This is a genomic window from Elizabethkingia sp. YR214, from assembly GCF_003058195.1.
In the GTDB taxonomy this organism is placed as follows: Bacteria; Bacteroidota; Bacteroidia; order Flavobacteriales; family Weeksellaceae; genus Elizabethkingia.
The window spans coordinates 474019-489452 of record NZ_QBUH01000002.1 but is presented as its reverse complement, the minus strand read 5'-3'; the positions used below and the strand labels follow the sequence as shown (position 1 = coordinate 489452).

The window sequence follows — 15434 nt, the reverse complement described above, 5'->3', positions numbered from 1 at the left end:
TATTTTATAATTTAAATTTTAGTGTCATATTGTCTTAGCCTAATCCGTGGTATAGAAGTTGATTTAATCAATGGAAATAATTATATTTGTATTTAATCAAAATAACGAAATGGAACAAAACACTTACGAACCAAGGACAATTCAGGTAGTTCCTGAAGAGCTGAAAGCAAGTCAGGCGAAGTACATGTCGAAAGTTTATGGATGGATGTCACTGGCTTTAGTGGTAACTGGTTTAATTGCTTATTTGGTTGCAGGGAGCGAAACTCTTATTACTGCAATTATGGCCAATAAACTTCTTTTTTATGGATTAATCATTGCTGAGTTTGGATTGGTAATCTGGTTATCCGCCAGAATTGCTAAAATGTCTACGACTACTGCAATTGCTGCATTTATGGGTTATGCAGTATTAAATGGTTTAACATTATCATTAATATTCTTAATCTATACTTTCTCTTCTATTGCATTAACATTCTTTGTTACAGCTGGTACATTTGCTGTAATGAGTGTTTACGGATATGTTACCAAAACAGATTTGACAAAGATTGGTAAAATCATGATGATGTTGTTGGTAGGTATAATCATTGCTTCTTTAGTAAACTTATTCTTAAAGAGTCCAATGATCTACTGGATTACAACTTACGTAGGTGTTGCAGTGTTTGTAGGACTTATCGCTTATGATACTCAGAAAATTAAAAATTATTTCCTTGAACTAAACGGAGATGAATCTTTAATGGGAAGAATGGCTATTATGGGAGCTTTAACTCTTTACTTAGACTTTATCAACTTGTTCTTATTCCTTCTAAGATTATTCGGAGGCGGAAGAAGCAACGATTAAGACATTGTCAAAATATAAAAACTATAGGCCGGAAGAGAATCTTCCGGCTCTTTTATGTCTCTATCAATATACAAGCGCCATAGATTCAAAATCTATGGCGCTTGTATATTCAGAAGAGAAGTCTTAGTATACTACTCTATCCCAATTCTTTTGTTACTCCTAATCCGAAAAGTGCAAAATCATAAAGTGCAGGATCTTCGGAATTATAAGCTCTAAGTTTTATATCTAATTCTTCAACAGCTTTCCAGTCGTTCTGTTTTCTGTTCAGTATTCCCAATTGTCTGGCAATATTTCCGGAATGGACATCTAAAGGACATGATAACTTGCTCTGATCTAGTTCAGACCATATTCCCAGGTCTACTCCTCTTTTATCCTTTCTTACCATCCATCTCAGATACATAATCAGGCGCTTTGCTGCAGAGTTTTTATATGTACTGCTTACGTGCTTGTAACAACGGTGATTATTTTCATTCAAAAATGCTGTTCGGAAACGTTCCAAGGCATGATAGAAATTTTGTTCACCATCTTTTGGCTGGAAAAAATAAGCAAGGGATTTCTGCTCCTGATAGAGTCTTTGCAGATTGAAAACAAACTGCTTCAGGTCTTCCCCATTGAATGTTCTGTGTACAGCTTTATCTTTTATACTTTCAAAATCAGACTCTTTGGCATTCATTACAAAATCATGGGGAGAATTTCCCATGAAGTCCATAATCTTTGTAGCATTAGTAATAATGCTTTTTCTGTTTCCCCAAGCTAATGTAGCTGCAAAGAATCCGGAAATTTCGATATCCTGTTTCACAGAATAACGATGTGGAATCTGGAGTGGGTCGCTGTTTATATATTCCGGCTGATTGAAAGCATCTGCTTTCTCATCCAGAAATGCAAAAATTTCTTTTTCGGTCATTTTATACTTTTACAGGCTCTAAAGCTATTGGCAAAAATGTATTTGGAAAATATTCACGGGCTTCATCTGTAAAGACAGTCAGGTCTGCATACCGGTTAGAAAAATGTCCTAAAATAAGTTTCTTAACACCAGACCTTTGTGCAATTATTGCAGCTTCTTTCGCTGTAGTATGTCCTGTATAGTCAGCCATTTCTTTTAGATCGTGCAGAAAAGTAGATTCATGATATAACAAATCTACATTTTCAATTATCGGAATGATATCCTCTTTGAATCTGGTATCAGAACAAAAAGCATAAGATACAGGCGGTTCCGGATCTGTAGTTAATACTTCATTTTTCAGTACATATCCATCAGACAAAACAAAGTCTTTACCACGTTTCAGATTATGATAATCACATATTTCAATTTCAGAATATTTAGAAATCTCTACCATATTCAGCCGTCTGTCTTTTGGTTTCTCTCTGAAAAGATACCCGTTACAGTAAATTCGGTGATCTAAAGGTATAGTCCATACTTCCAATTTATCGTCTTCATAAACTTTCTGAGACAGATATCCTTCCAGTTCATGATAAATAATTGGAAAACCACGATGGGTTTCAGTAATTTCAAATATCGTTTCCAACATCTTCTTGATTCCTTTCGGTCCATAAACGTGTAATTCCTGGTCTCTTCCTAAAAGCCGGAACGACGCAATAAGTCCAGGCAACCCGAAACAATGATCTCCATGAAGATGAGAGATGAAAATATGATTGATCTTAGAAAACTTTGCTTTAGCTTTTCTCAGTTGTACCTGTGTTCCTTCACCACAGTCGATAAGAAAGCAGCGTTCATCCATTTCCAGGAATTGTGCTGTAGGTGAAGATTTAACGGTTGGTATTGCTGAATTATAACCTAAAATAGTGAGATATGCCCCCAAAATTTATACTTAATTTTATAACAAATATACGCTTTATGCTTTTAAATAGTCTAAAAACTTCTTTAAAGCATTGGCTCTGTGGCTGATTTTATTTTTTTCTTCTGCAGGCATTTCAGCAAATGTAATGCTGTGATCCTTAGGAATAAAAATAGGATCATATCCAAAGCCTTTTTCCCCGCTTGGTTTGTATGTTAAAGTGCCATATACTCTGCCTTCAAAGTATTCTTCTTTTCCCTCAGAAATAAGACAAAGAACAGTGATAAAGTAGGCTTCACGATCAGTTCTGTCCTCCATTTCGCCTAGGACTTTTACAATATTTGCCTTGAAATCATGATCTCCTGCATATCTTGCAGAGTAGATTCCTGGTCTTCCGTCTAGTGCAGGGACTACCAATCCGCTATCGTCTCCAAGACTCGGTTTTCCTGTCTTCTCAAAACAATATTTAGCTTTTAGTTTAGCATTTGCTTCAAAACTATCGCCATCTTCAATGATCTCTTCAAACAGATCATAATCAGTAAGACTTGTGATATTGTAATCCGGTAAAATTTGCTGAATTTCTTCTTTCTTGTGTTGGTTGTGTGTTGCAACTAGAATTTCCATCTTCGTTAATCGTTATAATGAATTTTATTTTTATAAATAAATAAGTAGCCAAAAATAGCTGTCAGAACTATACCAATTAATAATAAATAGGATTCAGAAACTCCGAAAAATTCGGAATAGGATTCCTGTTTGGTATAAATGACAAGCAGTGACGATATCAGATTGTTAAAGGCATGTAAAAGAATTGGGAGTAATAATGTTTTGGTTTTATAATAAACCAGTCCCATTACACTACCCAAAATTGCTGCTCCCATAAACTGCCAAGGGTTTCCGTGAACAACTCCAAAAACTATAGCTGAGATAATAATGGCTTTAGTCGGGGAAACACCTTTATTAATTAGTCCTTTCTGTATAATACCTCTGAAAAGTATTTCTTCGAGTATCGGAGCGAAAAAACTGGTCATTAAAATCATTGTAAACGGATCCAGAGACATTCTTGCAAAAAGACTGGTTACTTGTTCATACCAAGGTCCAAAAAAATCTCCTGTTGTAGGAAGTAATCCGGAAGTATATTCGGCAATAAATATTCCGCCTATCATTAATGGAAATACAAGCAGATAGGTGGAAAAAGGCGAAGTACGCATATTAAAACTAAGCCTGCTGCCTGTAGGTTTTACAATAAACTGATCGAATGCAAATATACATCCTGTAAAAGTTAGGACATAAGAAATGATAATAAAGTAATCTTTATAAGCCAGATCATTATGAAGTATAAACATTTCGAAGGCCGACCAGCCTGCCAGTAAAAACTGTATAAAGAGAAATGTAACTGCTAAAAGTATAGCTTCTTTCCAGCCAAATAGATAATTTCTTCCGGGATGTAAATCTTTATCCATTAAAATGATTTGAACAACAAAGATAATGTTTGCACTTCTTTTTTGCTAATGTACCTGCCTTTATTTATCAGAGAAGTGCAGAGTTATTGTGATTATCTTATATCTGATTTTATTATAAATAGGATTATAGCACTACTATTTATAATAGTAAGTTTTATAATATAACAAGATCATTTGATTTGCTCGTAAAAATTCCCGATTTTTGCACTCATTAAAATTCAATATGTCGAACTTACTACAAGAAATACAAAAACGTAAAACCTTCGGGATTATCTCCCACCCCGATGCGGGGAAAACAACATTGACTGAAAAACTCTTACTTTTTGGTGGTGCTATCCAGGAAGCAGGAGCTGTAAAAAGCAATAAAATTAAAAAAGGGGCTACTTCTGACTTTATGGAAATTGAACGTCAGAGAGGTATTTCCGTTGCGACTTCTGTTCTGGCATTTGAATATAAAGATCACAAGATTAATATTCTTGATACACCCGGGCACAAGGATTTTGCTGAAGATACGTATCGTACACTTACTGCAGTAGATAGTGTAATTGTAGTAATAGACGTTGCTAAAGGGGTTGAGGAACAAACTGAGAAACTAGTTAAGGTTTGTCGTATGCGTAATATCCCGATGCTGGTTTTTATTAATAAATTGGACCGTGAAGGTAAAGATGCTTTCGATTTGCTGGATGAAGTGGAACAAAAATTAGGACTTCACGTAACACCACTTTCATGGCCAATTGGTATGGGTGCTGAATTCCAGGGAATTTACAATATCTGGGAGAATAATATCCAGTTATTCTTAGAGGATAAAAAACAAAAAGTAGGTGAAGCCATTAAGATTGAAGATGTTAATGATCCGACAGTAGATGAATTAGTTGGTGAGAAAGCTGCTAGTGCACTTCGTGAAGAAATTGAATTAACTACTTCTGTATATCCTGAATTCGATCGTGAAGCATATATGAAAGGAGATCTTCAGCCAGTATTCTTTGGTTCTGCATTGAATAACTTTGGAGTAAGAGAACTTTTGGATGCGTTTATCGAAATTGCTCCAATGCCGCAACCTAAAGAAAGTGATAAAAGACTTGTAGAACCTGAAGAAGCAAAATTCAGTGGTTTCGTATTCAAAATTCACGCTAATATGGATCCTAAGCACCGTGACAGGCTTGCTTTCGTAAAGATTGTATCGGGAACTTTCAAAAGAAACGAAAATTACCTGCTGGTAAGAGAAAATAAAAAAATGAAATTTGCATCTCCGAATGCATTTTTTGCAGATAAAAAAGAGATTGTAGACGAGAGTTTCCCTGGAGATATTGTTGGTCTGCACGATACCGGAAACTTCCGTATCGGAGATACACTGACAGCCGGAGAAGTAATGAGCTTCCGTGGTATTCCTTCTTTCTCGCCGGAACATTTCCGTTTCATTAACAATGATGATCCGTTGAAAGCAAAGCAGCTAGCAAAAGGTATAGACCAGCTAATGGATGAAGGTGTTGCACAGTTATTTACAATGGAAATGAACGGGCGTAAGATTATTGGTACCGTAGGTGCATTACAGTATGAAGTTATTCAGTACCGTTTGGAGCATGAATATGGAGCAAAATGTTCTTATGAGCCCATTAACATTCACAAAGCTTGTTGGGTAGAAGCTGATGAGAAGTCTGAAGAGTTTAAAGAATTCGCAAGACTAAGACAACGTTTCTTAGCCAGAGACAAATATGATCAGTTGGTATTCTTAGCCGATTCTTCATTTACTATTACAATGAATCAGGAAAAATTCCCAAATATCAAACTTCACTTTATCAGTGAATTTAGAAATGAGGATTAATTATAAAGGCTGGCAATTTGCCAGCCTTATTTATTTAAAATTGACTTGGATTAAGCAATTTATTTATCTTAAAATCAGACTATTTTAGTTCTCGAAAGGTTCTACTTTCAATATTTCTATTTTTCGTTCACCATCTACAAATGGCCATTCTATAACATCTCCTACCTTGTAGCCTACTGTTGCCAATGCTATATCCGAAAGTATGGAATATTTATTCTTCTGTGGCTTTGCTTTTGTAGAGGGCACAAAAATGTATTCTTTTTCTGTATCAGCAGTATGATCCTTTATAACAACTCTTCTGTTAACGGTTACAACTTCTTTTGGAAGATCTCTTCTAAGCACCTGTTTAGCAGTTTTAAGCTCATTTGCTAATCTTATCTCCTGTTCTGGTGTTACTCTTTTTCTTCTTAGCTGATCTTTGATTACATCATAAATTCCGGTTGTTACAATAATATGTTCTGACATTTTTCTTAAAATTAATAGGTTTGATTGGTGGTGCATACTTTTTATAGCCCGGAATCCGGATAAATTATATGCTGTAATTTATCCGATGTAGAAATACACCAAAATAGAATTGAATTATAAAAATAAAGAGATAGCCCTGCTCCGAACTTCGGCAGGGATTAATGAATAAACTCCTTAGAGTTTTGTAAGAATTTATCGTCGTGAAGGTATGTAAGAATTACAATACCAAAACAACTCTGAAGTTGATTAGAAAAGTTCATTTCAATATTCTTCAATATCAGAGACTAAGTTATAGCTTTTAAATATGATATCCAAATATGAGGATACTAATAAAAGTATTTGCTTCTGTAAGGCTCAAAATTTCTAAGATTAGGGAGAGGTCTTATTTTAACAATTTTATCCTCTTTACTTTCTGTTTCTCCGGTTTCGTAATTAGATAATTTACTAATATATCTGCCGGTAGAAAGATTGAACTCTACATCTGTAAGATGTCCTTGTCCGTCGGATATACCATAACTAAAACCAATTAATTCGAATCCGTTATTCTGATACCTGAAAATATGCTTGGATTGACCTCTAAGGAAGCTATAATTAATATGAACAGTTCCCTTTACAATCTCAACATTTTCAAGATTATCTCCGGTTCCGTGCTGCGAAGCTTCAATGGCTTTTTCTGCATTTACGATCAGCTTTTTGTTACCTTCTTTATCCAGAAAGTAAATCTCGAGAATGTAATTGGTTATATCTCCATTCTTTCCAGCCTTTACAATAGCCAAATCAGTAATTCCATCCTTATTAAGATCACCTTTTGCAATTTGATGAATTACTGTTTTCTGCTGGCTATGGACAAACCCGCCCAAAAGCATAAAGAATAGGTATATAACAGATTTGTTATACATAGAGGTTTTATTTATTTTTCTATTTCCATTTCAGTTTCGTCATCTTCAATTGGCAAGAGTTCTCCTTTTCCGTATCCTTTTTCATCGTCGTCATCCCCCATCAGATAACCCCATGGTTTAAGGTCTTCCACCCTGTCGAAAATAATTTTTGCAATGGCCATAATTGGAATTGTAAGGAACATTCCCATAACGCCCCATATACTTTCCCCTACTATAAGTCCAATAATTACAATCAGTGAATTTAGTTTAACCTGTGATCCTACAATTTTAGGCATGATAATATTGCCATCCACAGCATGTACAGCAACCATACCTATTAAAACCCATAATACATTGGCTGCTGAGGAAGTTGCGAAGGTTACAAAAACACCTAATACAGTAGCTATTAAAATTCCCAGATATGGTAATACATTGAATATTCCCGTGATAATAGCCAAAAGGAAATTATACTTTATTCCAATAATAGTATAAGCTATAAAAGACAATATGGTTACCAGAACCATTTGTATAATAAGGCCTATCAGGTATTTTTTTACCATATACTGAATACTGTTTACAACATCCATCACTACAGCTTTGTGCTTATCTGCAAAACACATAATGATAAAGCGAACCAGTTGTCTCCGATATATCAGAATAAATAATGTAAACAGAAATGTAAGACCAATCAGCATCAGAATATAAGTGATTGACTTCAGCATTTTTTCGACAATAACTGTTCCCGTACTTAATGATTTTTGTGCAAGGTCATTGATATAAGTAAGTTGTTTATGCTTTTGCACTCCGAATTTGTGGGCAACCCAATCCTGAATACTATCAAAAGCTGCAGTAATCTGTTTTTGAAAAGCTGGCCAGTCTTCTGAAAAACTAGTAGTTTGTATCCCTATAAGATATAGTATAAGTCCTATTAGGGCCAATCCTAATACACTTACTACAATTGCAGATATAGAACGGTTAAATCGTAATTTTTTTTCCAGAAAGTTGCATACAGGTACAAGTAATATTGCAAATAATAATCCCATAATCATCGGAATGATTAAATCTTGTCCCTGAATAGCCAGGTAGCCCAAGATCATTATGCTAATAAGTACTGAAGCCAGTTTTAGATAAAACGGCCATGATAAAAATGCCTTCATACACAGAAAATTCAATGCATTAAAGGTAAAAAAAGTTTAGCTGAAACGGCCTATTTTCCTAAAACAAAAATAGCAGGAATCTTGTGCAGATCGGTTTTATAGTTTTTCCAATCATTAATAGACTGGGTTTTAATAAATTCTCCTTCCGGGTCATTGATATTAGCAGCTACGGAAAGTAGTGTTTTACCATTTAGTGTTTTGGTAAGTTCCTCCAGCAACTGATTGTTACGATACGGAGTTTCCATGAAAATCTGAGTATAACCCGTCTTCTGAACAAGTGACTCCAAATGAAGAATCTGTTTTCTTTTCTCTCCTCTATCTATAGGCAAATAACCATGGAAAGTAAATTGCTGTCCGTTGAATCCACTGGAAATTAGGGCCAATATAATAGAACTTGGTCCGTTAACCGGAACTACTTTTATGTTATTACGGTGCGCCCATGCTACCATTATATTTCCGGGATCTGCAATGCAAGGCAATCCAGCTTCAGACAGCAGACAAAAGTCCTGTCCTTTTTTCATAAGTTCCTGGGCTTCCTTTAGGTCTGCAGTTTCAGAATATTTATCGAGTAAAAACAATTTTAAGTCAGACTGTTTTTTTTCAGGAGTAAAGAATTTAATGACCTTACGGGCTGTCTTTTCATTTTCTACAAAGAAATAATCTGTCTGCAAGATATATTCTTTGATTGCTGAGCCAAAATGTTCTACGGGTGTATTTTCTGAAAGATATGCAGGTAATAAGAAAAGCATTGGTTCTGTTTTTATTCTGAGAGTTGAGATTTTATAATATCACAGGCTTTGTTCAGTAATTGGAATATATCTTCAAAATCCTGTTGATTTCCCCAATATGGATCGGGAACTTCTGTGGTGTTCTTATCATTAAGAACACCGAGTATCAAAGATATTTTTTGCTTTTGCTCTCCATTTTTAGCTATGGAAGATACGTCTTTCAGGTTATTACGATCCATACAGTATATTCTGTCAAAAGACTCTAAATCTTTGGGCTGAATGGGACGGGAGCGTTGTTTGGAAATATCTATATTGTGTAGTGCTGCAGCTTTAATAGAGCGTTTATCAGGATGACTGCCTTCATGCATAGATATTGTCCCGGCGCTGTCTACTATATAATGATCCGGAAGTTTAGATTTCAGAATTCCTTCAGCTAAAGGAGACCGGCAAATATTTCCCAAGCAGACCATTAAAATTTTCATGCTAGTATAATTTACAGAAGAAATATACAGTTTACCATAAAAGCAAACTGTCAGTTAATAGCTATTATTCAAATATCTTGTCCTTAATTTCTTTAATGAATTTCTTCATTTCCTTGTCCACTTTTGCAACGTCACGGATTGTATCACATGCATACATTACTGTTGAATGGTCTTTACCACCCATCTCTTCACCGATTTTTGTAAAAGTAGCATTGGTGTATTCTTTAGCAAAATACATAGCCAGCTGACGAGGTAATGCTACCTCACGTTTTCTGGTTTTGGATAGTAGTCTGTCTTTTTGAAGACCAAAGTATTTACAAACTACATCCTGAATATAAGCGATATTTATTGTCTTTTTCTGATTAGCAGCAATCTTACTAATTGTATCTTTCAACAATCCGATTGTAAGTTCAGACTTAACAATCATAGAGTGTGCTATAACTGAATTGATAATACCAATAAGTTCTCTCACATTAGAGTTAACTTCTGTTGCAAGGTAATCTATAAGCTCATTGTCCAGTACAATACCATCACGGTGTAATTTGTTTACAACGATTTTCTTTCTGGTATCATAATCCGGTGATTTTATTTCTGCAGATAATCCCCACTTGAATCGGGAAACAATTCTTTCCTGAATATCCTGAATGTCAGCAGGTGCCTTATCCGAAGTCAGGATAATCTGCTTACCATTTTGGTGAAGATGATCGAAAATATGGAAGAACATATCCTGTGTTGCAACTTTGCTAGATAAGAACTGAACATCGTCGATAATCCATACATCTATCATCTGATAGAAGTTGGCAAAGTCTGTTTTGTTCTGAGCTTTCGCTGCAGATACGAACTGCTGAATAAACTTTTCGGAAGATACATATAGTACCACTTTTTCCGGATAAAGATTTTTAACCTCCAATCCGATTGCATGTGCAATGTGGGTTTTTCCTACCCCAACACCTCCGTGAAGGAATAATGGGTTAAAGGACGTTGCTCCTGGTCTCTTAGCAATAGTTCTTGCTACTGTAGAAGCGAATTTATTGCTTTCTCCTTCTATAAAGTTATCAAAAGATAATGAAGGATTCAGCTGGCTGTCTATATTAACTTTTTTAATTCCCGGAACCACAAATGGATTTACTACATTCTGAGCGTAAGCAGGATTTCTTACTTCCTGAGGTCTTGGTGTCTGTATAGACTGACCTTTCATCTGTATAGTTACTGGTGGAACTTTCCCTACCGGTTTGTTCTCCATTACAGAATACCAAAGCTTTACACCTTTACCGATGTTTTTCTTTAAAGCTGCTGAAAGAAGAGATAGGTAATTATCTTCAATATATTCACGATAGAAATCACTTGGAACCTGTAAAGTAAGGTTCTTTTCTAATAAAGAAACAGGCTTTACTTTTGAAAAGAGTAAATCGAAGGAGTCGTCTAATTTATTAACACCTTCTTTTTCCTCAATAGAATTGAGATTATCCCTCATAAAGCTGAGGCAATTGTCCCAAATCAAAGTAATGTTCTGCTCCATAGAAAGATAGTAGTTTTTGCGTCTTGAAAATAACAGGATGACAAATATGAAAATTAAAATTAGTAAAAAAAAATATTTGACTCTTGCTTATTAAAAAATATATTTGTAAGTATAGATAAAGACTTAAAATGATTAGTACAACTTGCACATTAAGAGTTAGATACGCTGAAACTGACCCCATGAAATATGTATACTATGGTAACTACGCAACCTATTTTGAGGTGGCTCGTGTAGAACTTTTTCGGGGTATTGGAATGTCATATGATGAGATTGAAAAACGTGGAATTTGGCTTCCGGTTTCGGAGTATAATATTAAATATCTGAAGCCAGCTCTTTATGATCAGGAACTTAGGATTGAAGTGAAGGTAAAAGAGCGTCCGAGAGTTCGGATCATTTTCGATTATGAAATATATAATGAAGAGGGTGAAAAACTAACAGAAGCATCCACTACCCTTTTCTTTTTGGATGCCGAAAAAAATAAAGTTGTCAAGTGTCCAGACTGGTTAATGGAACTTATGGATAAACATTTTTAGTTATAGAATAAAAAAGAGACTGATTAATTCAGTCTCTTTTTTTTTATTTTAAAATCTCAGTTCGCTCCCTGCTTCTATTTCATAAGGTTCTTTACCTTTTTCAAAAATTCTGGTTAATTCGGAACCTTCGGTTGTTATTTTATCACCAATTCTTCGGATCCAGTTTCCTTCACGCAATCCCACAACCGGAGTATCATTCTGTGTTAAGAATTCAAGAATACGGGTTTCTCTGGTTTCTCCATTATGATGTAATTCCGGATTAGGATCAAGATAATGCGGATTCAGGTTAAAAGGCACCAATCCCATACATTCAAAACTTGGTGGATATACAATAGGCATATCATTGGTCGTTCTCATATTAAGACCTCCGATATTAGATCCGGCACTGGCGCCCATATAAGGTTTGCCACTTTCTACGTTTTGTTTCAGTACAGAAAGTAATCCCTGTTCGTGCAAGGTCTTTACCAAAAGGAATGTGTTACCTCCGCCCGTAAAGTAGCCTTTAGCTTGGTTTAATGCTTCTACAGGATTATCGAATTCATGCAATCCTTTTACCTTTATATTAATTGTAGAAAAAAAACTTCTTGCTTTATCTGTATATTCATCATGAGAAATACCTCCCGGACGTGCGAATGGTACAAAGATAATTTCGTCTGCTCCGTTGAATAGTGTTATAATTTCTTCTCGAATGTATTCTAAATATTGTCCGCCAAATAATGTAGATGTGGACGCTAAGAGTATGTTCATATATATGTGTTGTATAGACAAACAAAAATAAAGCTTTTATAGGATAGTAAAAGGAAGAACTAAGATTATTTTTTCGGAATGCCAAAGCAAATCGTATCTTTGTGAAAGTTTATAAATCTAAAAGAGAAATGAAATTTTTTATCGACACAGCCAATTTAGAGCAGATTAAAGAAGCACAAGATTTAGGAATTCTTGATGGTGTAACGACTAACCCGTCTTTGATGGCGAAGGAAGGTATTAGCGGAGCTGAGGCTATTAAGCAGCATTATAAAACAATCTGCGAGATTGTAGATGGTGATATTTCTGCCGAAGTTCTTTCTACTACTTACGAGGAAATGATTAAAGAAGGAGAAGAATTAGCTGCTATCCACCCAAATATCGTAGTAAAAATCCCTATGATTAAAGATGGTGTAAAGGCGTTGAAATATTTTTCTGATAAAGGAATTAAAACGAACTGTACATTGATTTTCTCAGCAGGTCAGGCGCTTTTAGCTGCTAAAGCCGGAGCTACTTATGTTTCTCCTTTCTTAGGACGTCTTGATGATATTTCTACTGACGGTCTTAACCTAATCGAGGAAATCAGAACAATCTATAACAACTATATGTACGATACTGAGATTTTAGCAGCATCTATCCGTAGTCCTATGCACATTATTAACTGTGCTAAGATTGGTGCAGATGTTATTACATCTCCGTTACCTTCAATCCTTGGCTTATTAAAGCACCCATTAACAGATCTTGGTCTTGCTCAGTTTGTAGCTGATGCTAAGAAACTTGGATAGTTAATCAAATAGCATAAAATAAAAAATCCCACAGAAATGTGGGATTTTTTATTTATTACCTTCCTCCCGGAGGACAGTGTTCTTTTAAATATTTCGTAAACATCGTAGCCAGGTGAAGTGATGTTCCTTCCCCTTCGCTAATAGAATGCGTTCTGTTAGGATAAGACATCAACTGGAATTGTTTGTTGTATTTCACCAACTCATTAATATACACTTCAGTATTTTGATAGTGTACATTGTCGTCTCCAGTCCCATGTACCAATAAAAGATTTCCTTTCAGGTTTTTAGCATAAGCCAATGGAGAACCTTTTACAAAATCTTCTCTGTTTTCTTGTGGAAGGCCCATATATCTTTCCTGATAAATGTTATCGTAGAATAGCTGATTGGCTACAGGTGCAATGGCGATTCCTGTTTGGTAAATTTCCGGATATTGACCTAAAAGATTTAATGTGGAAGATCCACCACCACTCCAGCCCCATACAGCAACTCTGGAAGTATCTATATATGGCCATTTTGCAAATAAAACCTTAGCTCCCATTGCCTGATCACGAATATTAAGCTGTCCAATTTTGCGGTAAACAGATTTTCTCCATTCACGTCCTTTTGGAGCTGGTGTACCACGATTTTCAAGAGAAACATATAAATAGCCATCCTGAGCCATATCGCCGATGTATAAACTGTTCCAGCCCGTATAGAAGTTATCAGTTACTGTTTGGGATCCAGGCTCACCATATACTGTGAAGACAATTGGATATTTTTTTGTCGGATCAAAGTTCTTAGGCTTTACTACCCATCCATCTAAAGTAACACCATCCTGAGTTGTTATTTGGAAGAATTCTGCTTTGGATTTTGCAGGATCTGCTTTAGCAGATCTTTTTGCAGCTACCAATTCTTTATGATCAGGAAGAGAAATCACAGTACCAGCAGAGACTCCATCTACGCTACTGTTATTGAATATAGCAAGCTTTCCGTTTGGTGATATTGTATATTTGTTAGATCCGGGATAGGCTTCCGGTGTAATTCTTTCTGCTTTCCCACCATCCAGACTTACTTTATATAAATACTCCTGAGCAGCATTTTTAGGTGAGGCTGAGAAATAAATTAATTTATTCGGAACATCAAAAAACTCTGGCTTTATAACATCAAAAGCATCCTTTGTAATTAATGTTTCTTTTCCGTTCAAGTCTATTTTATAGATATGTCTCCAGCCATCCTTTTCGGATAACCAAAGGAATTCCTTCCCGTTATTGATCCAATCCCATCCGCTTGGATCACCATCATTCCACATTGTTTTTACATCAATCCATGCCGGATCAGATTCCGACTGGATTGCTTTACTAACTCCTGTAGAAGCGTTTGTCAGAATAATTTTACTTTGGTTTTGTTTTCTGTTCAGCTGTTGTAGAATTATTGATTTAGAGTCCAGTACCCATTCCATTCTCGGAATATAATGTTGTACTTCATCGCCTTCTATATTGGCTTTTTTTGTGGTGTTTGTAGAAAGATCATAAAACCAAATGCTGCAACCTGAAGGGTTCTCTCCTACTTTTGGATATTCTACCGGAATCGTAAATGAATACAGGCTATCGGTATTATTAATCATCAAAAAGTTCTTAGTACCATTGGCATCCAACTTCCAATAAGCAATTTTGTTACCATCCGGAGACCATCTGAAACCGTCTTTGGCCCCAAATTCTTCTTCATATGCCCAGTCGAATGTTCCGTTAATCATTCTGTCGGTACCATCGTTGGTTATTTTATTTAGTTTATTATTTGCAAGATCCTCGATATAAATATTGTGCTTAGAAACATAGGCCACTTTCTTGCCGTTTGGTGAAAACTTAGCAAACATAAGAGAGGCTTCAGGTAAACCTTTGCCCAGCTGCGTAAGTTTTTTTGTGTTTTTATTAAAAACCCAATAATCCCCTTTTGTATTCACCCGCCATACACGTTTCGTATTAGCAAATAATAACAGGTTATTTCCATCCGGAGATACCTGAAAACTTTGCACATTCAGCGGTGTTGAGCTTCCCGCAGGAATAAGTGCTTCTTTTGGTAGAAAAGGTTGATTTTTTCCGGAATTAACAAGATCTACAACCTCGATTCCGTTTTTGGTAAACGAATAATACGCATTACCATCTGGCGTCCATTGTTTGTTCTGTGCTATCAAAGGAGACATGCACAAATAACAAAACGCCAGATTAACTAGTTTTTTTATGTTCTTCATATC

The 15434-nt window shown here is 35.5% G+C and carries 16 protein-coding genes; 4 read left to right on the top strand and 12 right to left on the bottom strand.

Annotated elements, in window-relative coordinates; translation table 11 throughout:
* Positions 1 to 109: 109 nt before the first annotated feature.
* Complete coding sequence (locus C8J95_RS05425) at positions 110 to 835, top strand: Bax inhibitor-1/YccA family protein (RefSeq protein ID WP_107809439.1); 726 nt, start codon at positions 110 to 112, stop codon at positions 833 to 835.
* Between the two features lie 136 nt (positions 836 to 971).
* On the opposite strand, the gene C8J95_RS05420 is transcribed toward C8J95_RS05425, so the two are convergent.
* The 4 genes from C8J95_RS05420 to C8J95_RS05405 are packed head-to-tail and all read right to left on the bottom strand — an operon-like array spanning position 972 to position 4091.
* Positions 972 to 1739, bottom strand: a complete 768-nt coding sequence (locus tag C8J95_RS05420) for a TIGR02757 family protein (RefSeq protein ID WP_107809339.1) — start codon at positions 1737 to 1739, stop codon at positions 972 to 974.
* Between the two features lies 1 nt (position 1740).
* Complete coding sequence (locus C8J95_RS05415; protein WP_107809338.1) at positions 1741 to 2655, bottom strand: ribonuclease Z; 915 nt, start codon at positions 2653 to 2655, stop codon at positions 1741 to 1743.
* A 33-nt stretch (positions 2656 to 2688) separates the two neighbouring features.
* Positions 2689 to 3255 (bottom strand): RdgB/HAM1 family non-canonical purine NTP pyrophosphatase, encoded by a 567-nt coding sequence (rdgB, locus tag C8J95_RS05410; protein WP_107809337.1) that lies wholly within the window; start codon positions 3253 to 3255, stop codon positions 2689 to 2691.
* A 5-nt stretch (positions 3256 to 3260) separates the two neighbouring features.
* Positions 3261 to 4091 (bottom strand): CPBP family intramembrane glutamic endopeptidase, encoded by an 831-nt coding sequence (locus C8J95_RS05405; protein WP_107809336.1) that lies wholly within the window; start codon positions 4089 to 4091, stop codon positions 3261 to 3263.
* 223 nt (positions 4092 to 4314) lie between these two features.
* On the opposite strand from C8J95_RS05405, the gene C8J95_RS05400 reads away from it, so the two are divergent.
* Entirely contained in the window at positions 4315 to 5913 is a 1599-nt protein-coding gene (locus C8J95_RS05400) for a peptide chain release factor 3 (protein ID WP_107809335.1), read from the top strand.
* 84 nt (positions 5914 to 5997) lie between these two features.
* On the opposite strand, the gene C8J95_RS05395 is transcribed toward C8J95_RS05400, so the two are convergent.
* From C8J95_RS05395 to dnaA, 6 genes are all read right to left on the bottom strand, one after another.
* A complete protein-coding gene (locus tag C8J95_RS05395; protein ID WP_059325461.1) occupies positions 5998 to 6378 on the bottom strand; it encodes a GreA/GreB family elongation factor in 381 nt (126 codons plus the stop codon).
* A gap of 326 nt (positions 6379 to 6704) precedes the next feature.
* Positions 6705 to 7277 (bottom strand): hypothetical protein, encoded by a 573-nt coding sequence (locus C8J95_RS05390; RefSeq protein ID WP_107809334.1) that lies wholly within the window; start codon positions 7275 to 7277, stop codon positions 6705 to 6707.
* 11 nt (positions 7278 to 7288) lie between these two features.
* Positions 7289 to 8413 (bottom strand): AI-2E family transporter, encoded by a 1125-nt coding sequence (locus C8J95_RS05385; protein WP_107809333.1) that lies wholly within the window; start codon positions 8411 to 8413, stop codon positions 7289 to 7291.
* Positions 8414 to 8463: 50 nt separating this feature from the next.
* On the bottom strand, positions 8464 to 9162 hold the full coding sequence (locus C8J95_RS05380) for an SAM-dependent methyltransferase (RefSeq protein WP_107809332.1): 699 nt from the start codon (positions 9160 to 9162) through the stop codon (positions 8464 to 8466).
* A gap of 11 nt (positions 9163 to 9173) precedes the next feature.
* Positions 9174 to 9623 (bottom strand): low molecular weight protein-tyrosine-phosphatase, encoded by a 450-nt coding sequence (locus C8J95_RS05375; RefSeq protein WP_107809331.1) that lies wholly within the window; start codon positions 9621 to 9623, stop codon positions 9174 to 9176.
* Between the two features lie 64 nt (positions 9624 to 9687).
* A complete protein-coding gene (gene dnaA, locus C8J95_RS05370; protein WP_034866921.1) occupies positions 9688 to 11142 on the bottom strand; it encodes a chromosomal replication initiator protein DnaA in 1455 nt (484 codons plus the stop codon).
* A 128-nt stretch (positions 11143 to 11270) separates the two neighbouring features.
* Between dnaA and C8J95_RS05365 the strand changes: the two genes are divergently transcribed.
* Positions 11271 to 11675, top strand: coding sequence for a thioesterase family protein (locus tag C8J95_RS05365; protein ID WP_107809330.1), 405 nt, complete (start codon positions 11271 to 11273; stop codon positions 11673 to 11675).
* A gap of 48 nt (positions 11676 to 11723) precedes the next feature.
* Here C8J95_RS05365 and pepE read toward each other — a convergent pair whose 3' ends face one another.
* On the bottom strand, positions 11724 to 12422 hold the full coding sequence (pepE, locus tag C8J95_RS05360) for a dipeptidase PepE (RefSeq protein WP_107809329.1): 699 nt from the start codon (positions 12420 to 12422) through the stop codon (positions 11724 to 11726).
* A 128-nt stretch (positions 12423 to 12550) separates the two neighbouring features.
* Here pepE and fsa point away from each other — a divergent pair, with 128 nt between their 5' ends.
* Positions 12551 to 13204 carry a fructose-6-phosphate aldolase gene (fsa, locus tag C8J95_RS05355; RefSeq protein ID WP_059154038.1) on the top strand — a complete coding sequence of 218 codons (654 nt, stop codon included), beginning with the start codon at positions 12551 to 12553 and terminating at the stop codon, positions 13202 to 13204.
* A 55-nt stretch (positions 13205 to 13259) separates the two neighbouring features.
* Here fsa and C8J95_RS05350 read toward each other — a convergent pair whose 3' ends face one another.
* Positions 13260 to 15431 carry a DPP IV N-terminal domain-containing protein gene (locus C8J95_RS05350; protein ID WP_107809328.1) on the bottom strand — a complete coding sequence of 724 codons (2172 nt, stop codon included), beginning with the start codon at positions 15429 to 15431 and terminating at the stop codon, positions 13260 to 13262.
* Between the last annotated feature and the right edge of the window lie 3 nt (positions 15432 to 15434).

Coding starts and splice junctions, on each gene's coding strand:
- C8J95_RS05405 (WP_107809336.1), bottom strand. CDS start 4,091: ATGGATAAAGATTTACATCCCGGAAGAAATTATCTATTTGGCTGGAAA.
- dnaA (WP_034866921.1), bottom strand. CDS start 11,142: ATGGAGCAGAACATTACTTTGATTTGGGACAATTGCCTCAGCTTTATG.
- C8J95_RS05380 (WP_107809332.1), bottom strand. CDS start 9,162: ATGCTTTTCTTATTACCTGCATATCTTTCAGAAAATACACCCGTAGAA.
- C8J95_RS05375 (WP_107809331.1), bottom strand. CDS start 9,623: ATGAAAATTTTAATGGTCTGCTTGGGAAATATTTGCCGGTCTCCTTTA.
- C8J95_RS05395 (WP_059325461.1), bottom strand. CDS start 6,378: ATGTCAGAACATATTATTGTAACAACCGGAATTTATGATGTAATCAAA.
- C8J95_RS05350 (WP_107809328.1), bottom strand. CDS start 15,431: ATGAAGAACATAAAAAAACTAGTTAATCTGGCGTTTTGTTATTTGTGC.
- rdgB (WP_107809337.1), bottom strand. CDS start 3,255: ATGGAAATTCTAGTTGCAACACACAACCAACACAAGAAAGAAGAAATT.
- C8J95_RS05425 (WP_107809439.1), top strand. CDS start 110: ATGGAACAAAACACTTACGAACCAAGGACAATTCAGGTAGTTCCTGAA.
- C8J95_RS05385 (WP_107809333.1), bottom strand. CDS start 8,413: ATGAAGGCATTTTTATCATGGCCGTTTTATCTAAAACTGGCTTCAGTA.
- pepE (WP_107809329.1), bottom strand. CDS start 12,422: ATGAACATACTCTTAGCGTCCACATCTACATTATTTGGCGGACAATAT.
- fsa (WP_059154038.1), top strand. CDS start 12,551: ATGAAATTTTTTATCGACACAGCCAATTTAGAGCAGATTAAAGAAGCA.
- C8J95_RS05365 (WP_107809330.1), top strand. CDS start 11,271: ATGATTAGTACAACTTGCACATTAAGAGTTAGATACGCTGAAACTGAC.
- C8J95_RS05420 (WP_107809339.1), bottom strand. CDS start 1,739: ATGACCGAAAAAGAAATTTTTGCATTTCTGGATGAGAAAGCAGATGCT.
- C8J95_RS05390 (WP_107809334.1), bottom strand. CDS start 7,277: ATGTATAACAAATCTGTTATATACCTATTCTTTATGCTTTTGGGCGGG.
- C8J95_RS05400 (WP_107809335.1), top strand. CDS start 4,315: ATGTCGAACTTACTACAAGAAATACAAAAACGTAAAACCTTCGGGATT.